The sequence below is a fragment of the Streptomonospora nanhaiensis genome, from assembly GCF_026642255.1.
In the GTDB taxonomy this organism is placed as follows: Bacteria; Actinomycetota; Actinomycetes; order Streptosporangiales; family Streptosporangiaceae; genus Nocardiopsis; species Nocardiopsis tropica.
The window spans coordinates 5,467,968-5,487,481 of record NZ_CP113264.1; the positions used below are offsets into that span (position 1 = coordinate 5,467,968).

At 73.4% G+C, this 19,514-nt stretch carries 13 protein-coding genes and 1 pseudogene; 11 read left to right on the top strand and 3 right to left on the bottom strand.

Translation table 11 applies throughout. The features are described from left to right. Positions 1 to 167 precede the first annotated feature (167 nt). The 3 genes from OUQ99_RS23670 (at position 168) to OUQ99_RS23680 (ending at position 3,021) form a co-directional block, all read left to right on the top strand. Positions 168 to 1,040 (top strand): DUF3097 domain-containing protein, encoded by an 873-nt coding sequence (locus tag OUQ99_RS23670; RefSeq protein WP_267945987.1) that lies wholly within the window; start codon positions 168 to 170, stop codon positions 1,038 to 1,040. Positions 1,041 to 1,963: 923 nt separating this feature from the next. Further along, positions 1,964 to 2,293 carry a DUF4870 domain-containing protein gene (locus OUQ99_RS23675; protein ID WP_267950475.1) on the top strand — a complete coding sequence of 110 codons (330 nt, stop codon included), beginning with the start codon at positions 1,964 to 1,966 and terminating at the stop codon, positions 2,291 to 2,293. A 47-nt stretch (positions 2,294 to 2,340) separates the two neighbouring features. Beyond that, positions 2,341 to 3,021: a DUF4870 domain-containing protein gene (locus OUQ99_RS23680; RefSeq protein WP_267945988.1), complete on the top strand. Its 681-nt coding sequence runs from the start codon at positions 2,341 to 2,343 to the stop codon at positions 3,019 to 3,021. A gap of 76 nt (positions 3,022 to 3,097) precedes the next feature. On the opposite strand, the gene hemW is transcribed toward OUQ99_RS23680, so the two are convergent. Next, positions 3,098 to 4,330 (bottom strand): radical SAM family heme chaperone HemW, encoded by a 1,233-nt coding sequence (hemW, locus tag OUQ99_RS23685; protein ID WP_267945989.1) that lies wholly within the window; start codon positions 4,328 to 4,330, stop codon positions 3,098 to 3,100. Between the two features lie 130 nt (positions 4,331 to 4,460). Next, a complete protein-coding gene (locus OUQ99_RS23690) occupies positions 4,461 to 5,552 on the bottom strand; it encodes a LacI family DNA-binding transcriptional regulator (RefSeq protein WP_267945990.1) in 1,092 nt (363 codons plus the stop codon). A gap of 96 nt (positions 5,553 to 5,648) precedes the next feature. Here OUQ99_RS23690 and OUQ99_RS23695 point away from each other — a divergent pair, with 96 nt between their 5' ends. The 4 genes from OUQ99_RS23695 to OUQ99_RS23710 all read left to right on the top strand — a co-directional run bounded on the left by OUQ99_RS23695 (position 5,649) and on the right by OUQ99_RS23710 (position 11,495). Further along, positions 5,649 to 7,250, top strand: coding sequence for a glycoside hydrolase family 13 protein (locus OUQ99_RS23695; RefSeq protein ID WP_267945991.1), 1,602 nt, complete (start codon positions 5,649 to 5,651; stop codon positions 7,248 to 7,250). Between the two features lie 476 nt (positions 7,251 to 7,726). Beyond that, positions 7,727 to 8,974 (top strand): sugar ABC transporter substrate-binding protein, encoded by a 1,248-nt coding sequence (locus tag OUQ99_RS23700; protein WP_267945992.1) that lies wholly within the window; start codon positions 7,727 to 7,729, stop codon positions 8,972 to 8,974. Between the two features lie 2 nt (positions 8,975 to 8,976). Continuing rightward, positions 8,977 to 10,590: an ABC transporter permease subunit gene (locus OUQ99_RS23705; RefSeq protein ID WP_267945993.1), complete on the top strand. Its 1,614-nt coding sequence runs from the start codon at positions 8,977 to 8,979 to the stop codon at positions 10,588 to 10,590. Continuing rightward, a complete protein-coding gene (locus OUQ99_RS23710) occupies positions 10,590 to 11,495 on the top strand; it encodes a sugar ABC transporter permease (protein WP_267945994.1) in 906 nt (301 codons plus the stop codon). The genes OUQ99_RS23705 and OUQ99_RS23710 overlap by 1 nt, the downstream gene beginning before the upstream one ends. Before the next feature lie 161 nt (positions 11,496 to 11,656). On the opposite strand, the gene lepA is transcribed toward OUQ99_RS23710, so the two are convergent. Beyond that, positions 11,657 to 13,498 carry a translation elongation factor 4 gene (lepA, locus tag OUQ99_RS23715; RefSeq protein ID WP_267945995.1) on the bottom strand — a complete coding sequence of 614 codons (1,842 nt, stop codon included), beginning with the start codon at positions 13,496 to 13,498 and terminating at the stop codon, positions 11,657 to 11,659. Positions 13,499 to 13,751: 253 nt separating this feature from the next. Here lepA and OUQ99_RS23720 point away from each other — a divergent pair, with 253 nt between their 5' ends. From OUQ99_RS23720 to OUQ99_RS23735, 4 genes and pseudogenes are all read left to right on the top strand, one after another. Further along, positions 13,752 to 14,726, top strand: a complete 975-nt coding sequence (locus OUQ99_RS23720; protein WP_267945996.1) for a hypothetical protein — start codon at positions 13,752 to 13,754, stop codon at positions 14,724 to 14,726. 237 nt (positions 14,727 to 14,963) lie between these two features. Continuing rightward, a complete protein-coding gene (rpsT, locus tag OUQ99_RS23725) occupies positions 14,964 to 15,233 on the top strand; it encodes a 30S ribosomal protein S20 (RefSeq protein WP_267945997.1) in 270 nt (89 codons plus the stop codon). 635 nt (positions 15,234 to 15,868) lie between these two features. Further along, positions 15,869 to 17,035, top strand: a complete 1,167-nt coding sequence (locus OUQ99_RS23730) for a helix-hairpin-helix domain-containing protein (protein WP_267945998.1) — start codon at positions 15,869 to 15,871, stop codon at positions 17,033 to 17,035. 55 nt (positions 17,036 to 17,090) lie between these two features. Next, positions 17,091 to 19,430: pseudogene (locus OUQ99_RS23735) on the top strand (ComEC/Rec2 family competence protein); the annotation flags it as partial. Positions 19,431 to 19,514 lie beyond the last annotated feature (84 nt).

The window sequence follows — 19,514 nt, forward strand, 5'->3', positions numbered from 1 at the left end:
CTCCTGGCACTCCGGGGTCCTCAGTGCTAATTCTATGCCCGGCCGCAAACCCGGACGGCTACCCCTCGGCGGTAACACCGGAGGAGGCGCCGGATCTTCCCTCCGGAGCGGCGACGTGCGCCACGGCGCGGATGAACCGACACCCTCCCCCAGTAGACTGCACGACCGTGGCTACCAAGGGAACCGGCCGCTACGGCCGCGACGTGCTCGCAGGCGACTGGCGGCTGCCCCGCAAGGGGGCCGTGCGCGAGGTCGCCCTGAGTCGGGACCTGGTCGTGGAGGACGCCGACGAGGCCTTCTGCGGAGCGGTCGTGACGTGGGACAGGTCCAGCGTGACCCTGGAGGACCGCGCGGGGCGCCGCAGGGTGTTCGACCTCGGCCCGGCCGCCTTCCTGCTCGACGGGAGACCCGTGACCCTGGTGCGCCCCGCGCCCGCGCCGCGGGGACCCCTGCGGAGCGCGTCCGGCTCGGTGGCGGTGCCCGGGGCCGCCGCGCGCACGGCGCGTGAGAGCAGGATCTACGTGGAGGGCGCGCACGACGCCGAGCTCGTGGAGAAGGTCTGGGGCCACGACCTCCGCGTCGAGGGGATCGCCGTCGAGTTCCTGGAGGGCGTCGACGACCTGCCCTCGATCGTGGCGGACTTCTCCCCCGGCCCGGGCCGCCGCCTGGGGGTCCTCGTCGACCACCTGGTCCCCGGGTCCAAGGAGAGCCGGATCGCCGAGCGGGTGCGCGGGGAGCACGTGCTGGTCGCCGGCCACCCCTACGTCGACGTCTGGCAGGCGGTGCGGCCGGGCGCCGTGGGGATCGGGGCCTGGCCGGAGGTTCCGCGCGGGCGCCCCTGGAAGGAGGGCGTCGTCGAGGCCCTCGGGTGGCGGCTGGAGACCGGTGAGGCGTGGCGCAGGATCCTCGGATCGGTCCGTACCTATGCTGATCTGGAGCCCTCGCTGCTCGGACGCGTGGAGGAGCTCATCGACTTCGTCACGGGGCCCCATCCGGACGAGCTCCGGGACCCGTCGTCGGGCCGGGGCGCCCACCCGTGACCGGGCCGTTTTCGCGCCGGTACGGCCCCAGGACCTAGGATTCTGCCCAGGGCGCGGTCCGGACACCCGGTGTCCGGCGCCGCGGTCGCCCGCCTCCGGCCCCGCGCGGTCGTCGGTACGAGCGAAAGTACAAGAACCGCCACTCATGAGCGGAGCCAAGGAAGAGCATGAGCGAGACCCCGACGAACCCCCCGTCCCCGGAGGACCCCGACCAGGACCGGCAGCCCGGGCAGCCGGACGGCGGGCAGCAGGAGTACGGCCCCCGGGGTGAGGGCCGACCGCAGCAGCCCGGGTACGGGCAGCCGTCGGGCGGCCTGTCCCCGTACGCCCCGCAGCCCGACCAGGCACAGCCCCCTTACGGACAGCCCTCGGGGGCCCAGCCCGCGTACGGACAGCAGCCCCACCCCGGCCACGGACAGCCCTCCGGCGACCAGCCCCCCTACGCCCCCCGGCCCGACCAGGCACAGCCCCCGTACGGACAGCCCGGCTACGGACAACCGCCCCAGCAGCCCTACGGCGAGCCCCAGGCACAGCCCGGTTTCGCCCCTCCCGGCGGAGAGCAGCAGGCCCACGGGCACCAGCCCCCGCAGCCCTACGGCGGGCCCGCGTACGGACAGCAGCCCCACCCCGGCCACGGACAGCCCTCCGGCGGCCAGTCCCCCTACGCCCCGCAGCCCGACCAGGGCCACCAGGACTACGGTCAGCAGGCACAGCATCCCTACGGGCACCCCCACCAGGCACAGCCCCAGCAGCCCTACGGCCGACCGGCCGGCGGCCCGCAGGGGTACGCCCCCCAGCCCGACCACGCGCAGCACCCGCAGGCCTACGGACATCCCCAGCAGCCGCAGTACCCCGGGGCGCAGGCAGCCTACGGCCAGCCGCAGCCGCCCGCCCAGGGGGGTGACAACAGCACGCTGGTGGCCATGCTCGCCCACCTCTCGGGCTTCGTGATCGCCTGCTTCGGCTGGATCCCGCCCCTCGCGGTCTACCTCGCCAAGCGCAACCAGTCGCCGTTCGTCCGGCACCACGCCTCGGAGGCGGCGAACTTCCAGATCACGCTGCTGATCCCGTACGTCTTCGCCTGGGTCGTCTTCATCGGTCTGGGTATCTTCTTCCCAGGACTGTCCTGGATCGGATCCCTCCTCATCGCGGTCGTCTGGATCGTGTCGATCGTGTTCGGGGTCATGGGCGCCAACGGTGCCAACAAGGGGACCTGGTACCGCTACCCGGTCAGCATCCGCCTGCTGAAGTGAGGCCGTCCCGAAGCACGGTCCGAGCGAGTCCACCCGAAGGAACCACCATGTCGTACCCGAACAACCAGCCAGAGGACCCCTACGGCCAGGGGGACCCGACCGGCCGCGACGACGGCTCCGGGGGCCGGTCGGGCGGCTATCCGCCCCCCGGCGGTTCCGGCGGATACCCGCCGCCCCCTCAGGACCCCTCGGGGTACCCGGGCGGCGGCCACCCCGGACAGCCCGGCGGATATCCGCCGCCCGGCTACCCCGGACACCAGGACCCGGGCGGCTACCAGGGTCCGCCCGGCTATCCCGGGCAGCCCGGGTACCAGGAGCAGACCGGCGGCTACCAGCAGGGCGGCTATCCGCCCCCCGGCTACCCGCCCCACGGGGGCTACGGCCAGTCGTCGGCGACGACCGGCCAGCCCAACTCCGAGGAGCGCACGATGGCGCTCCTGACCCACCTCAGCGGGATCGTGCTGGGCTTCCTCGTCCCGCTGATCATGTATTTGGTGAAGAAGGACGAGTCGCCCTTCCTCCGCCACCAGTCGGCGCAGGCGCTGAACTTCCAGATCCTGCTGACCATCGGCTACGTCATCTCGATCCCGCTGTCGTTCATCCTCATCGGCGGGCTCCTGAGCCTGGTCCTGTGGGTGCTGGCCGTGGTGTTCGGCATCCTGGCGGGCACCGCGGCCAACCGCGGCGAGTGGTACCGCTACCCGGTCAACGTCGACTGGGTCAAGTAGCGGCGCGGCGCACGCCGCGGGAACGCCTGAGGGGGCCGGGCAACCTGCCCGGCCCCCTCGGCGTGCGCCCGGGCCCTCAGGTGAGGTCGCGCACCACGGCGTCCGCGAGCAGGCGTCCACGGCGGGTCAGGACGGCGCGGCCCGCGCCGTGGGCGCCGGCCTCCAGCAGGCCCTCGGCGACGGCGCGCTCGGCCGCGGCGCGCCCGTGCGGCTCCAGCAGGTCCAGCGGGCACCCCTGCTCCACGCGCAGTTCGAGCAGGATCCGCTCGAAGCGCCGCTCCTCCCGTGTGAGCACCTCGCGGGCCTGGCCCGGGCTGTCGCCCGAGTTCAGGCGGGCGGCGTAGGCGGCGGGGTGCTTGACGTTCCACCAGCGGGTGCCGCCGACGTGGCTGTGCGCGCCGGGCCCCACGCCCCACCAGTGACCGCCGGTCCAGTAGAGGAGGTTGTGGGCGCTGCGCCCCTCGGGCGTGCGCGCCCAGTTGGACACCTCGTAGGCCGTGAACCCTGCCCCGGCGAGGACGTCGTCGGCCATCAGGTAGCGGTCGGCCATCGTGTCGTCGTCGGGCTCGGTGAGCTCGCCCCTGCGCACCCGGGCGGCGAGCCGGGTGCCCTCCTCGACGATCAGCGAGTAGGCGGAGACGTGGTCGGGGCCGGCGGAGACCGCGGCGTCGAGGGAGGCCCGCCAGTCGTCGTCCGTCTCGCCCGGCGTGCCGTAGATCAGGTCGAGGTTGACGTGGTCGAACCCGGCCTCGCGGGCCCATCCCACGCACTGCTCGGGGCGTCCGGGGGTGTGGCCGCGCTCCAGGACCTTCAGCACGTGCGGGCGGGCGCTCTGCATGCCGAAGGAGATCCGGGTGAACCCGGCCTCGCGCAGCCGGACAAGGTACTCGGGCGTGACGGTCTCGGGGTTGGCCTCGGTGGTGACCTCGGCCCCGGGGGTGAACCCGAACCGGTCGCGGACCGCGGCGACGATCCGGCCCAGGTCCTCGGCGGACAGCAGGGTCGGCGTGCCGCCGCCGACGAACACGGTGCTGACCGGGGGCCTCGCGCCGGACAGGACCCGGTCGGCCAGCGCGACCTCGGCGACGGCCTGGTCGGCGTACGTGGCGCGCGAGGTCGTGGCGGTCCCGTCCCGGGAGACGAGCTCCTCTGCGGTGTAGGTGTTGAAGTCGCAGTAGCCGCAGCGTGTGACGCAGAAGGGCACGTGGACGTAGAACCCGAGCGGCTGCCCGCCGAGTTCGGCGAGGGAGGCTTCGGGCAGTTCCCCGGTACGCGGTACGGGGTCGCCGTCGAGGGCAACGGAAGGCATGCCTCCAGTGTCACCGACACTGCGGCGTGCCCCGGCCGGACCGTCGCCGGGACGCGCCCCGGCCGGGGTGCGGTGCACGGAGAGATGGGACACAGGGACCGGCGCCGGGGCCTCCTCCGGCCCGGCCGGGTCAGGGGTTGGCGTGGGCGGGGGCCGGGGAGGCGGCCCGCTGCGGGAGGGGGCCGCGGGGAGGGTCCACCCGCCCGGACGCGCTCCGCCGGTCGGGGGCGATGGCGGTGGAGCCGCGCACGACCAGCTCCGGGTCGAACATGAACTCCGTGTGGGAGACGGGGTGCCCGGCGATCTCGTCGCACAGGGCGCGCGCCGCGGCCAGCGCCATCGCGTTGACCGGCTGGCGGACGGTCGTCAGCGGGGGGTCGGTGAAGGCGATGAGCTGGGAGTCGTCGTACCCGACGACGGAGAAGTCCTGGGGGACGCGCAGGCCCCGCTGGCGGGCGGCCCGGATGGCGCCGAGCGCCATCATGTCGGATCCGCAGACCATGGCGGTGACGCCGCGCTCGATCAGGCGCACGGCGGCCGCGTGGCCGCCCTCGACGCCGAACAGGGACAGCTCCACGAGGTCGTTCCCGTCGAGGCCGTGCCTGGCGAGGGCCTGGTGGTAGCCCTCCAGCTTGCGGCGGACCGGGACGTAGCGCTCGGGGCCGCTGGTGAAGCCGATGCGGGTGTGGCCCAGGGCCACGAGGTGGTCGACCGCGAGCCTTCCGGCCTCCCGGTCGTCCGCGGAGACGAACGCCGAGGGGATGGCCTCGGCGAACCCGTTGACCAGGACGATCGGAAGTCTTCGTGAGACCAGGGCGTGGTACCGCTCGTGCGGTGCGGTGGTGTCGGCGTGCTTGCCGGAGACGAAGAGGATGCCGGAGACGTTGCGCTCCAGGAGCAGCTCCACGTACTCGTCCTCGGTTATTCCGCCCGGGGTCTGGGTGCACAGCACCGGCGTGTACCCGCGCTGGGCCAGAGCTCCCTCGGCCGCCTGGGCGAACATCGGGAAGACCGGGTTCTCCAGTTCGGGGATGACCATGCCGACCAGCCCGGCCGAGCGCTGCCGCAGCCGGGCGGGACGCTCGTAGCCGAGGACGTCGAGGGCGGTCAGGACGGCCTTGCGGGTTTCGGTGCCGACCCCCGGCTTGTCATTGAGCACCCGCGAGACGGTGGCCTCGCTGACGCCTGCGTGCCGTGCGATGTCGGCAAGTCGTGGACCCATGGGCGTAACTCTAGTCGAGATCGCCGTCACATGGCCGAAAGTTCGGGGTAATCTTGCGCAAGAACTTGCAGTCGCCACAGGGAAGGACCCTCGAAGATGGAGCCTCAGTCTCGCTGGTGGCGTGAAGCGGCCATCTACCAGATCTACGTGCGCAGCTTCGCCGACTCCAACGGTGACGGGGAGGGCGACCTCACCGGTATCCGGGAGCGCCTCCCCCACCTGGCGGAGCTCGGCGTGGACGCGATCTGGCTGACCCCGTTCTACGTCTCCCCCCTCGCCGACGGCGGCTACGACGTCGCCGACTACCGCGACGTCGACCCCCGCTTCGGCACGCTGGAGGACTTCGACGCCCTCCTCGGCGCAGCCCACGACCTGGGCATCCGCCTGATCATCGACGTGGTGCCCAACCACTCCTCCTCCGCCCACGCGTGGTTCCGCGAGGCCGTCGCCGCCGAGCCGGGGGACCCGGCACGGTCCCGGTACGTCTTCCGGGACGGCAAGGGCCCCGACGGGGAGCAGCCCCCGAACAACTGGAAGTCGATCTTCGGCGGCCCCGCCTGGACGCGCCTCAAGCGCCCCGACGGCACCCCCGAGCAGTGGTACCTGCACCTGTTCGACCCGGAGCAGCCCGACTTCGACTGGACCCACCAGGAGGTGCACGACGAGTTCGACGACGTGCTCCGCTTCTGGCTCGACCGGGGTGTGGACGGGTTCCGCATCGACGTCGCGCACGGCATGGTCAAGGACCCGGGCCTGCCCGACATCGCCGAGGGCGCCAAGGCCGACCTGCTCGACGGCAGCACCACGCTGCCGTACTTCGACCAGGACGGCGTGCACGACATCTACCGGCGCTGGTCGGCGATCGCCGCCTCCTACCCGGGCGAGCGCGCGCTGGTGGCCGAGGCCTGGGTCGAGGACGCGAACCGGGTGGCCCGGTACCTGCGCCCGGACGAGCTGCACCAGGCGTTCAACTTCGAGTACCTGACCGCCCCCTGGGACCCGTCCCGCCTGCGGGAGGTCATCGACGGTTCGCTGGCCGCCAACGGCGCGGTGGGCGCGACCACCACCTGGGTGCTGTCCAACCACGACGTGACCCGCCACGTGACGCGGTTCGGCGGCGGAGAGCAGGGGCTGCGCCGGGCGCGCGCCGCGACGCTGCTCATGCTGGCCCTGCCCGGCTCGGTCTACCTGTACCAGGGCGAGGAGCTGGGCCTGCCGGAGGTCACCGACCTGCCGGACGACTCGCTCCAGGACCCGACCTGGGAGCGTTCGGGCCGTACCGAGCGCGGCCGGGACGGCTGCCGGGTGCCGCTGCCCTGGGAGGACGGGAGCGCGCCGTTCGGGTTCGGCCCGGAGGGGAGCACCCCGTGGCTGCCCGTCCCCGAGGGCTGGGGCGCCCTGTCGCGCGCGTCCCAGCGGGGTGTGGAGGGCTCGACCCTGGAGCTGTACACCAGGGCGCTCGGGCTGCGCCGTGAGCTGGACGCCCTGGGCGACGGCGCGATGACCTGGCTGGACGCCCCCGAGGGCGTGCTGTACTTCGAGCGCGAGCCGGGCGTGCGCGTCGCGGTGAACCTCGGCGGGGAGACCGCGGAGATCGCGGCGTCCGGCGAGGTGCTCGTGTCCAGCGGTCCGGTGGCCGCACCGGCCGACGGCTCCCTGGCCCTGCCGGCCGAGACGGCGGTCTGGCTGCGCGGCTGACGCCGTGCGGGCGGCGCCGGGCACCGGCGCCGCCCTTCCCCGCCCGCGGCCCCAGCCGCGCCCCCGTGCCCCTCCCCCGCACGCGGGCGCCCCGCCGCCGGCCCCGCACCCGCCGACCGCGCCCCTCCTGAAGCGGCTTCCGCCCCGACGGAGCCCGCGGAGCGTTCCCCACGCCCCGGGGCCGCCGACCGCCCGCCGCCACGGCTCACGGCCGCATCGCACCCAATGGTGTGACTAAATGAGCGTTCATCACAGATATCATCATCAGGCGGTCACCGCGCGACTACCCCCGGCAGGCGATCACACGTCCGTTTCCGCGGTGTTTCCACATCTTTATGCAGCAGGTCTGCAAAGCCTTTCAAAGCTTGCAAGTTATTGCTAACGTCACATCACCACGCATGCCCGCGACGGACCCGGGGCCACCGGCGAACCGCATGCGCGACCTCCTCAGCACGGCCTCCCGGAAGGAACACACCATGAGATTCCGCAGCGCACCAGTGGTGACAGGCATCGCCGCGATCGCCCTGATGGCGACCGCGTGCGGTGGCGGCGGTGAGGGCGGGGGCGACGACGCGTCGGCCGAGGGCGCCCTCGTCATCTGGTCCGACCCCGAGCGCGCCGACGCCATCCAGGGGGCCGCCGCGGAGTTCGCCGAGGCCAACGGCATCGAGGTCGACGTCCAGAGCCTGACCTTCGGCGACATCCAGGGCGACCTGCTCAACGCCCACCAGGCCGGGAACGCGCCCGACGTCTTCATCGGCGCCCACGACTGGACGGGCAACCTGGTGCGCAACGGCGCCGTCCAGCCCATCGAGCTGACCGGCGACAGCGCCGCGGGCCTGGACGAGACCTCGGTCCGGGCGCTCAACTACGACGGACAGCTCTTCGGTGTGCCGTACTCGCAGGAGAACATCTTCCTGATGCGCAACACCGAACTCGTTCCCGACGCCCCCGAGACCTTCGAGGAGATGGTCGAGGTCGGGACCGGGCTCAAGGACGCCGGTGACACCAGCGAGGTCCTCTCCATGGCCGTCACCCAGGAGGGCGACCCCTTCCGGATGAACGCCCTGTTCGGCTCCGCGGGCGGATACCTCTTCGGCCAGGACGACGAGGGCAACTGGGACCCGACCGACCTCGGCGTGGGCTCGGACGAGTCCATCGCCGCCATGGAGCGGATCGCCGAGTACGGCGAGGGGGGCGAGGGGGTGCTGCGGCGCTCCATCGACCTGGAGAACGACGCCGTGCTGTTCTACGAGGGCGACGCCCCCTTCTTCGTCGCCGGCCCGTGGAACATCGCCGACGCCGACGAGGCCGGGGTCGACTACGCGATCAGCCCCATCCCCGGTTTCGAGGGCGAGGGTCCCGCCACCCCCTACATCGGCTACCAGGCGTTCTTCGTCACCGAGGGCAGCTCCAACAGCGCCCTCGCCCAGGAGTTCGTGACCAACTACGTCACGGACACCGACTTCATCCTCAGCCTCTACGAGGCCGACCCGCGCACCCCGGTCCAGCTGGACGCCCTCGAGACGGTCTCCGCCGACGACCCCAACATCGCGGCGATCGCCGAGGCGGGCGCCGAGGGCATGCCGATGCCCTCCATCCCCGAGATGGGCGAGACCTGGGAACCGCTGGGCATCGCCCAGGCCGCCATCATCGGCGGGGCCGACGTCCGTGAGGCCATGGAGGCCGCCCACGAGACGATCGCCGGCCAGATCGGCGAGTAGCGGTGGCGTCCAGGAAAACCGACACCGCGGGCGCCCCCGGCAAGGGGGCGCCCGCCCGCCCGGGCCTGCCCGGAGGCCGGTTCGCCGGCAACGGCTCGCTCGGCGGGCAGCTCGTCAAGATCTCCCTCCTCGGCCTGTTCACCGCCCTCGGCGTGTGGGCGGCCCTCCCCCTCTACGTGGCGGGCAACTGGCTGGGCATCGCCCTGGTCGCCGGCGTCGTCGCACTCGTCTACGCGGTCTACCTGTCCAAGCGCGCCGTCCCGGTCAAGTACCTGGTCCCGGGCGTGCTGTTCCTGCTCGCCTTCCAGATCCTGCCCGTGCTCTACACGATGAGCACGTCCGTCACGAACCTCAGCGACGGCCACCGCGGCGACAAGCAGCAGGCGATCGCCGCCATCGAGGCGTACTCCGTGAGCAGCCCCGACGGCGCTCAGGAGTACACGCTCACCGTGGCGGTCACCGGCTCCCCCGAGACCGGTGACCTGGTCTTCCTCCTGGTCGACGACGAGGGCTCCGCCTACGCCGGCGACGCGGAGGGGCTCACGGAGCTCACCGGGGCGACCGTCGAGCCGTCGGGCAAGGTCACCGAGGCCTTCGGGTACTCGATCCTGACCCCCGCCGAGGTCAACGCCCGCAGCGAGGAGCTGTCGGAGTTCGCGGTGCCCTCCGGCAACGGCTCCGGCATCCGCTCCAGCGGCCTGTCGAGCGCGTTCGAGGGCACGGCCACCCGCGTCTACGACGAGGGGTGCGACTGCGTCACCGACTCCGAGACCGGCGCGGTCTACCACGCCGACGACGAGCGCGGCGCGTTCTACGACGAGGAGGGGCAGCGCCTGGCGCAGGGCTGGCAGGTCGGCGTCGGCTTCGACAACTTCGCCCGGTTCCTGTTCAACCCCACCTTCGCGTCCTCGTTCTTCGGCATCCTGGTGTGGAACATCGCCTTCGCCGTCTCGGTCACCTTCCTGGTGTTCGTGGTGGGCCTGGCGGTCGCCCTCACCCTGCACGTCCCCCAACTGCGCGGCAAGGTCGTGTACCGGATCCTGGTGGTCCTGCCGTACGCGATGAGCTCCCTGGCGATGTTCCTGCTGTGGCGGGACATGTTCAACACCGACTTCGGGCTGTTCAACAGGATGCTGGGGCTGCAGGTCGACTGGCTGGGAGACCGGTGGAGCGCCCGGGCCGCGGTGATCCTCGCCAACGTGTGGCTGGGCTACCCGTACATGTTCCTGGTGGCCACCGGAGCGCTCCAGGCCATCCCCCGCGAACTCGGGCAGGCGGCGCAGATCGACGGAGCGGGCCCCTGGCAGGCGTTCCGCAACGTCACCCTGCCCCTGCTGATGGTCGCGATGACACCGATCCTGATCGCGACGTTCGCGTTCAACTTCAACAACTTCAACGCCGTGTGGCTGATCAGCCGGGGCGGCCCGTTCTCCCCGGACAACCCGACGGCCGGCGCCACGGACCTGCTCATCACCTACACCTACCGCCTCGCCTTCAACGAGGCCACCGCGGAGTACGGGTACGCGGCCGCGCTGTCGGTGATGATCTTCCTGATCGTGGCCGGGATGTCCGTGATCAGCCTCAGCCGGAGCAAGGCCCTCGAGGAGGTGGACTGATGGCGGTGCACGCCACCGGTACCGCGCGCACGCCCTACCGGCGCAGCGCGGGAACCCGGTTCTCCCTGTGGGCCGTCCGGCTCGGCTGGCGCCACCTGGTGATGCTGGCGGTCGTGGCCTTCGCGGTCTTCCCGGTCCTGTTCGTCGTCTCGGCCGCCCTCAACCCGCTGGGCACCCTGTCCAGTGCGCAGCTGTGGCCGACCGGGGCCAGTCTGGCCAATGCCCGGGACCTCTTCACGAACACGCCGTTCACCACCTGGTACGCGAACTCGCTGTTCTTCGCGGTCACCAACGCGGCCGCGACGGTGATGCTGTCCGCGCTCGCCGCGTACGCCTTCAGCCGCATGCGGTTCAGGGGGCGCAGGGTGGGGCTGGTCGGCCTCCTGGTCATCCAGATGTTCCCGCAGTTCCTGGCGATCGTGGCGATCTACCTGATGTTCACCACGCTGGGCGAGTACTACCCGGGGATCGGTTTCGACACCCGGTGGGGGCTGCTGCTGGTGTACCTGGGCGGCGCGCTCAGCATCAACACGTGGCTGATGAAGGGCTTCTTCGACACCGTGCCGAAGGAGCTGGACGAGTCCGCGCAGATCGACGGGGCCTCGCACGCCCAGGTGTTCTTCCGGATCATGCTGCCGCTGGTCACGCCCGTGCTGGCGATCGTGGGCCTGCTGGTGTTCATCTCCACCATCAACGAGTTCCTGATGGCGAGCGTGTTCCTGCGCGACACCGACGCCAAGACCCTGGGACTCGGGCTCTACCAGCTGGTGTCCTCCCAGCGGAACGCGAACTTCGGGATGTTCGCGGTCGGCGCCATCATGCTGTCCCTGCCCACCCTGGCGGTGTTCTGGTTCCTCCAGCGCTACATCACCGAGGGGCTGACCTCGGGGGCCGTCAAGGGCTGAGGCCCTGCGTCCCGGCCCGCCGCCCGTCCCGGGGGCGGGGCACCCGGAGAGCGGGCGCCCCGCCCCCCGCTCCCGTGCCCCGGGACCGGGCGTACGCGGACGACGGAGGAGGGGCGCCCCCGTGGGGGCACCCCTCCTCCGTCGTCCTCCGGCCCGGGGGACTACTTCTTCTTCTTGTCCTCGCCACCGCCGCCGTCGGTGGACAGGGCGGAGATGAAGGCCTCCTGGGGCACCTCGACCCGGCCGACCATCTTCATCCGCTTCTTGCCCTCCTTCTGCTTCTCCAGCAGCTTGCGCTTACGGCTGATGTCGCCGCCGTAGCACTTGGCGAGCACGTCCTTGCGGATGGCGCGGATGTTCTCGCGCGCGATGACCCGGGCGCCGATGGCCGCCTGGATGGGGACCTCGAACTGCTGCCTCGGGATCAGCTCGCGCAGCTTCTTGGTCATGTCCACGCCGTACGTGTAGGCCTTGTCCTTGTGCACGATCGCGGAGAACGCGTCGACGGCCTCGCCCTGGAGCAGGATGTCGACCTTGACCAGGTCGGCCTGCTGCTCGCCGGTGGGCTCGTAGTCCAGGGACGCGTAGCCCTTGGTCCGCGACTTGAGGTGGTCGAAGAAGTCGAAGACGATCTCGGCCATGGGCAGCGTGTAGCGCATCTCCACGCGGTCCTCGGACAGGTAGTCCATGCCCTGGAGGTCGCCGCGCCGCTCCTGGCACAGCTCCATGATCTGGCCGATGTGGTCGGAGGGGCTGAGCACCGTCGCCTTGACCATCGGCTCGTAGATCGCGGCGATCTTGCCGGACGGGAACTCGCTGGGGTTGGTCACGACGTGCTCGGTGCCGTCCTCCATGTCCACCCGGTAGATCACGTTGGGCGCCGTGGAGATGAGGTCGAGGTTGAACTCGCGCTCCAGGCGGGCCCGGGTGATCTCCAGGTGCAGCAGGCCGAGGAAACCGCAGCGGAAGCCGAAGCCCAGGGCCGCGGAGGTCTCCGGCTCGAACACCAGGGCGGCGTCGTTGAGCTGGAGCTTCTCCAGGGCGTCGCGCAGCACCGGGTAGTCGGTGCCCTCGATCGGGTACAGGCCCGAGAACACCATGGGCTTGGGTTCCTGGTACCCGCCGAGCATCTCGGTCGCCGGCCTGTTCAGGGCGGTGATGGTGTCGCCGACCTTGGACTGGCGCACGTCCTTGACACCGGTGATGATGTAGCCCACCTCGCCCACGCCCAGTCCCCCGGCCTTGGTGGGCTCGGGCGAGCTGACGCCGATCTCCAGGATCTCGTGCGAGGCCCGGGTCGACATCATCTGGATGCGCTCGCGCGGGCTGAGCTTGCCGTCGATCACGCGGACGTAGGTGACGACGCCCCGGTAGGTGTCGTAGACCGAGTCGAAGATCATCGCGCGGGCGGGCGCGTCGGCGTCGCCGACGGGCGCGGGGATCTGGTTGACGATCTCGTTGAGGAGCTCCTCGACGCCCTGCCCCGTCTTGGCGCTGACCCTGAGCACGTCGGAGGGGTCGCAGCCGATGATGCCGGCGATCTCCTCCGCGTACTTCTCCGGCTGGGCGGCCGGGAGGTCGATCTTGTTGAGCACGGGGATGACGGTGAGGTCGTTCTCCAGCGCCATGTACAGGTTGGCGAGGGTCTGCGCCTCGATGCCCTGGGCGGCGTCCACCAGCAGGACCGCGCCCTCGCAGGCGGCGAGCGAGCGCGAGACCTCGTAGGTGAAGTCGACGTGCCCGGGGGTGTCGATGAGGTCCAGCGTGTACGTCTTGTCGTCGAGCGCCGTGAACGGGATGCGCACGGCCTGCGACTTGATGGTGATGCCGCGCTCGCGCTCGATGTCCATGCGGTCCAGGTACTGGGCTCGCATCTGGCGGTCCTCGACGACCCCGGTGATCTGGAGCATCCGGTCGGCCAGCGTCGACTTGCCATGGTCGATGTGCGCGATGATGCAGAAGTTGCGGATCAGCGCGGGATCGGTCCAGTTCGGCTGTGCCACCGTGCTCCGTTCACAGGTTGGGGTCCGGGTCGCGTGTGCGCCTGCGGCGTCACCGCCCCGCCGCGGCGTGGGTCCACGGCATCGTCAATCATCCCATGGCGACGGGGTCGCCCTCCCCGGTGACGACCGCCGTCCGTGCGGCAGTATGGGGTTCGGGTGCGGGGTTCGTGTCCAGATTATGTGACCCGGCGCCGGGAACGCGCCGTTCACGCACGGGTCCCGGGCCCGGCCGGAGCGTGCGAGGAGCGATCGGGTGAAGTGGCTGTTGACACGGGTGTTCGCCGGGCTGGCCGCGATCGCGGTGGTCCTGGTCGGCGCGGGCGCGCTGCTGGCCTACCAGTACTCGGGCGAGCCGGCCCCGTGGGCGGTGTCCCAGGGGGCCGACGCCGCGTGGGTGGGCTCGTGGGAGGACACCGGGAACCTGGCGCGGGTGCTCGACACCGGCGGGGTGGACACGGTGTACGTGTACGCGGGCGACATCGACGCCGAGGGCTCCGTGGAACGGGTGGAGGACACCGCGGCCCTGCTGTCGTGGCTCGGCTCGGAGTACCCGGACGTGCGGCCGCTGGCGTGGCTCCGGCACGGGGCGGACGGCTCGTCGCTGATCCGCGACCGGTTCGGGGAGGAGGCGCGCGAGGCCCTGGCCCCGGCCGTCGCCGAGGTGGCCTCGGACGGGTTCGCCGGCGTCCACCTGGACATCCGGCCGGTGACCGTGAACGACCCGTCCATGCCCGCGCTGATGGAGCTGGTGCGCGGGGAGCTGGGCGAGGACCCCGTGCTCTCGCTGCAGGCGCACCACGTGGAGCTGATGCCCGGCGGCCGGGTCCCCTCGTTCGTCGCGGACGGCGGGGAGAAGTACTGGTCCAAGGGCTACCTGGACCGGATGGCCGAGCACGCCGACGAGGTCGTGCTCCCGGGCGTGGGCGCGGACATGCCCGCGGAGGCGATGTACGGGGGCTTCATGGTGCGGCAGGTGACCGAGTCCCTGTCCGCCCTGAGCACCCGCGAGGACGTCGCGGTGCGCTTCGGCCTGCCGACCCACAGCGGCGGGGAGTGGGGGCCGAGGGTGGGGAACGAGTCGGCCGCGACCGCGCTCGCCGGGATCAGGCTCGGTCTCACGCAGGCGGAGCCCCCGGAGGGAAGGACGCTCGGTGTGGCGTTCTACCTCGGGGACGAGACGGGTGAGGCGGACGTGGCCGCGTACACCGCCGGGTGGCTGCTGTCCTAGCCGTACGTCCCGCGCGGGACCCGGGGGGCGTCCGCACGGGGACCGGTGTGCACGAGTGGTGGCCGTGTGCTGCATACTGGAAGTCCGTGTCTCGGACTTCCACGTTTCAATATGAGCCCCGTGGACTCACACACCCGGCGTCGGCGCCCACCCTGGCCTCTCGCGGAACGGCTGCCCGCGAGTTGAGCCGCTTGTTCGACCGACGCGATCATCAGAGTAACTGGAGCACGTTTTCGCATGGCGAACATCAAGTCGCAGAAGAAGCGCATTCGGCAGAACGAGAAGGCCCGTGTCCGCAACCAGGCGGTGCGCTCCTCGCTGAAGACCGCCGTCCGCAAGTTCCGTGAGGCTTCCGAGGCCGGGGACGTCGAGAAGGCCACCGTCGCGCAGCGCGACGCCGCGCGCGCGCTGGACAAGGCCCAGAGCAAGGGCGTCATCCACAAGAACCAGGCCGCGAACCGCAAGAGCGCGATCGCCAAGCGCCTGCACGAGCTTCAGTCCGCCTAAGGGCCGACCTGCGCTGACCGGCCCGGTGTCCACACCGGGCCGGTTTTGTCGTTCCCGGCGGCGGCTGCTCCCGGCGAGTTGTCCACAGGGCGGAACCGGGCGGTGACAGAGGGTCCGCGGCTTCCTACCGTTGACGTATGACCGCTCCGCGCCGTCCCCGGCGTCACCCTTCCGTGCCGGACCAGCAGGCCCGGCTCCGGGCGCTCACCCTGGACTCCTCCCCCACGGCCCGGAGGCTGCGGGCCCGTATCCCCCGGCCTCCCCTCGGCCCCCTGCCGCCCGGGTTCCCGGCCCCGGCGCCCGCCGCGCGGCCGGGAGGCGGCGTGGCTCCGCCCGGGGCCCGCACCGCCCGCGGGCCCACCGCGGACGCCCTCACCGCCCCGGCACGGGACGCGTCCCCGTTCCCGGCGTCCCCCGGTCGGCCGGGGGCTCCCCGGCACGCCGCCCCCGCGGCCGGGGACGCGCGACCCGACGGCCCGCCCGTCCCGAGCGCCCCCTACGCGGTGGACGGGGACGGCTCGGAGGTGCCGTACCGTCCGCAGGTCCCCGGGAGGGAGGCGCCGCCCGGGCGCCGGATTCCCCCGGGCCGGGGTGCGACCCCCCGCGTGTGGCCGGAGAGGCACCACGAGGACACGGTGGCCGTGCCCCCGGCGCCGCCGGTCCCGCCCGCCTGCGGCAGGCCCGCTCCGGGCGGCGACGGCGCGGACCGGCCCGGGCCCCGGGCTGCCGTCCCCTTCGGGGAGGGGGCGGACCAAGAGGCGGGCGCCCACCGCAGGGCCGTGGTGCGCGAGCGGTACCGGGAGGAGCCGGCCCCCGGGGCGGGCACGCGCCGGGAGGGCGGAAGCGCTTCGCACGGCCCGACGGGGGCCCCGGCGGACCGCCGGTCGCGCGACGCGCTCCGGGACGTCCCCGCCGACCATGAGGAACGCGGAGCCGGGGCACCCGGACCGGATCCGGCGGACTGCCTCCTGGACCCGGCGGGACCGTGGTCGGAGCCGGACGAGGAGCGCGGACGGCACCGGCGGGGGTCACGGCCCCCGTCCGGGTACACCGAGTTCGTCCCGGAGCCCCCGGGCGCGTTCCTGGAGCGCCTGGCGCGGCGCTGGCCGCCCCACGCGACCCTGTCCCGCCGCTCGGTGCTCGCCCTGGTCGCGGTCGGGGCCCTGGCCGTCACCGCGGTCCTGGTGCTGCACGACCGGCCCGCGACCGTGCGGGCGCCGGAGATGGTCGCCCAGGCCGCCTCCGCGCCCGCCGAGAGCGGCCCCGCGGGCGACCCCGCGGGCGACCCCGCAGGCGGGGACGCGGGCGGGGACGAGCCCTCAGGAGCCGTTCCCCCGGACGGGCCGGCGCAGGCCGGCACGGACGCCGACCTGGTCGTGCACGTGGGCGGCGAGGTGGCCGATCCGGGCCTGTACACCCTGCCGTCCGGGTCGCGCGTCGCCGACGCCGTCGAGGAGGCGGGCGGCGCCCTGCCGGACGCAGACCTCGACCTGCTCAACCTGGCCCGTGCCCTGGTCGACGGCGAACAGGTCCTCGTGGGCGTTCCCCAGCCTCCGGTCGCCGCCGGGGCGGGCACGGCGGGCGGCGGGGCTGCGGCGGGCACGGAGGCCCTCGTCGACGTCAACCGGGCCGACAGCGCGCTGTTGGAGACCCTGCCCGGGGTGGGGCCGGTGATCGCGCGGAACATCATCGAGCACCGGGAGGCCAACGGGCCGTTCTCCAGCGTCGACGAGCTGCTCGACGTGGACAGGATCGGCGAGAAGGTGCTCGCCGACCTCGCCCCCCACGCGACGGCGGGGTGAGGGCCGTGCCGGACAGCCGCTGCGCGCCCGGCCCCGGAGCGGGGGAGCCGGGAACATGGTGACGTGGCTGGGAAGCGACGCGTACGGCCTGGGCCGGCCCTCCGACCTCCGGCTGCTCGCACCCGCCGTGGCGGCGTGGACCGCGGCCCTGGGCGCCCTCGCGGCTCCCGCGTGGGCGGCGTGGGTGTTCGGCGGCCTCGCCGGCTGTGCGGCGCTGGCGCTGTTCGCCGTCTCGCGGCCCCCGTCGGAGGCCGCCGTGCTCACCGTGGCGGCGGCCCTGGTCTGCGCGGCCACCGTGGCGTCGGTGGCCGGGGTCCACGTGCACCGTGTGGCCGGGAGCGCCGCGGCGGAGGCGGCCCTGCACGGCCGGGCGGTGGAGTTCGGGGCGGTGGTGGCGGGCGATCCCGTGTCCCGGGCGGGCACGCACCGCCCGGGGCGGGCCGAGTGGGTGGTGCGCTCCCGTACCGCCTGGGTCCGGCTCGGGGACGGTCCCCGCGCCTCCCGGGCCCCGGTGGTGGTCCTCGCCTCCGGCCCGGAGTGGCGCGGCCTCCTGCCCGGCCAGTCCTTCCGGGCGAGGGGCGTCTTCCTGGAGGCGGAGGACGACCCCCTGACCGCGGCCCTGGTCCTGGTGCGCGGGCCGCCGGAGGAGGTCACCGCCCCGGGGCGGGCCCAGGCCTTCGCCGGCCGGGTGAGGGAGGGCCTGCGCGAGGCCTCGGCAGACCTGCCGCAGCCGGAGCGCGGCCTGCTCCCGGCACTGATCGTCGGCGACGCCTCCCTGCTCCTGCCCGACACAGAGGAGGACTTCCGGGCCACCGGCATGACGCACCTCCTCACCGTCTCCGGCGCCAACCTGGCGATCCTGACCGGCTTCGTCCTGGCGGCGGCCGGGCTGCTCCGGGCCCCGCCCTGGTGCGCGGTCGCCGGCGGCGCGGTGATGATCTGGCTCTTCGTGCTGGTGTGCCGCCCTGAGCCGAGCGTGCTGCGGGCCGCCTTCATGGGTTCGCTGGGGCTGCTGGCGCTGGCGACCGGGCGTGCGCACGCCGGGCTCGGCGCCCTGAGCGCCACCGTGGTCGGGGTCCTGTTCTTCTCCCCCGGGTTGGCGGCCTCCTACGGCTTCGCCCTCTCCGTCCTGGCCACCGCGGGCATCCTGCTGCTGGTGCCCGTCTGGACGCGGGCGTGGTCGGCGCACATGCCGCCCCCGGTGGCGGAGGCGTTCGCCGTGGCCGTGGCCGCCCACGTCGCCGTCGCCCCCGTGCTGGTGGTGCTCTCGGGGGAGCTGTCGTGGGTCGCGATCCCGGCGAACGTGCTGGCCGCGCCGCTGGTCGCCGCGGTCACCGTGGCGGGTTCCGCGGTGGCGGCCCTGGCCGCGGTGTGGCCGGGCGCGGCCTCCGTGGCGGTGCACCTGCCCGCGCTGGGGGTGTCGTGGATCGCGGCGGTCGCCGGGGCCGGTGCCCGCGTCCCGTACGGGGCGCTGCCATGGCGGGCCGACCTGGCCGGCGGGGTGTTCCTGGCGGCCGTCCTGGCGGCCGTCGTGCTGACCCGCGGGCGTGTGCGGAGGGCGGTCGCGGCGGCGCTGGCCGCCGCGCTGCTCCTCGCCCTGGCGGCGCGGTGCCTGCCCGGCGGGTGGCCGCCCCCGGGGTGGGCGCTGGTCGCGTGCGACGTGGGGCAGGGCACCGCGCTGGTGCTGTCCGTGGCTCCCGGCTCCGCGGTGGTGGCCGACACCGGCGAGCACCCGGACCTGGTGGACGACTGCCTGCGGCGCCTCGGCGTGCGCGAGGTCCCGCTGCTGCTCCTCAGCCACGACCACGCCGACCACGTGGACGGGACCCCCGGAGTGCTGCGGCACCGCAGTGTGCACTCGGCCATGGCGCCGCCGGGGTTCGGGGACACCCCCGTCGGACGGCTGCTGAGGGGGTCCGGCGTCGAACTGGCGGAGGCGGTGCCGGGACGGGCCCTGCGGGTCGGGCCGTGGCTGTTCCGGGTGCTGTGGCCCGACCCGGCGTTCGCCGGTTCGCTCAACGACACCTCGATGGTGGTGCGCGCGGACGGCACGGGGCCCTCCGTTCTGCTGACCGGCGACGTCGAGGAGGCGGCCCAGCGCCGGCTGCTGGCGGGGCCGGACGCGGAACTGCTCGCGGTGACCGTCCTGGCCACACCGCACCACGGGGCGGGGACCCAGGAACCGGCGTTCCTGGAGGCGGCCGATCCGGTGGTGTCGGTGACCTCGGTGGGCGCGGACAACCCGTACGGGCACCCGGCGCCGTTCACGTGGGGCGTGCTGGAACGGGTCGCGGAGGTCAACCTGCGCACGGACCGCGACGGCGACGTGGCGGTCCTGGGCGACGGCGCGTCCGGCTCGGGCATCGCCGTGACCCGGGGCCCCGGCCCCGGGCGCCGGGTCCCGCCGTCCCGGCCCGGGAGCGGGGCCGGGCCACGGACGCGGTCCGCCCGCCCGTCCCGCCGCTGCGGTGGGCGCGGC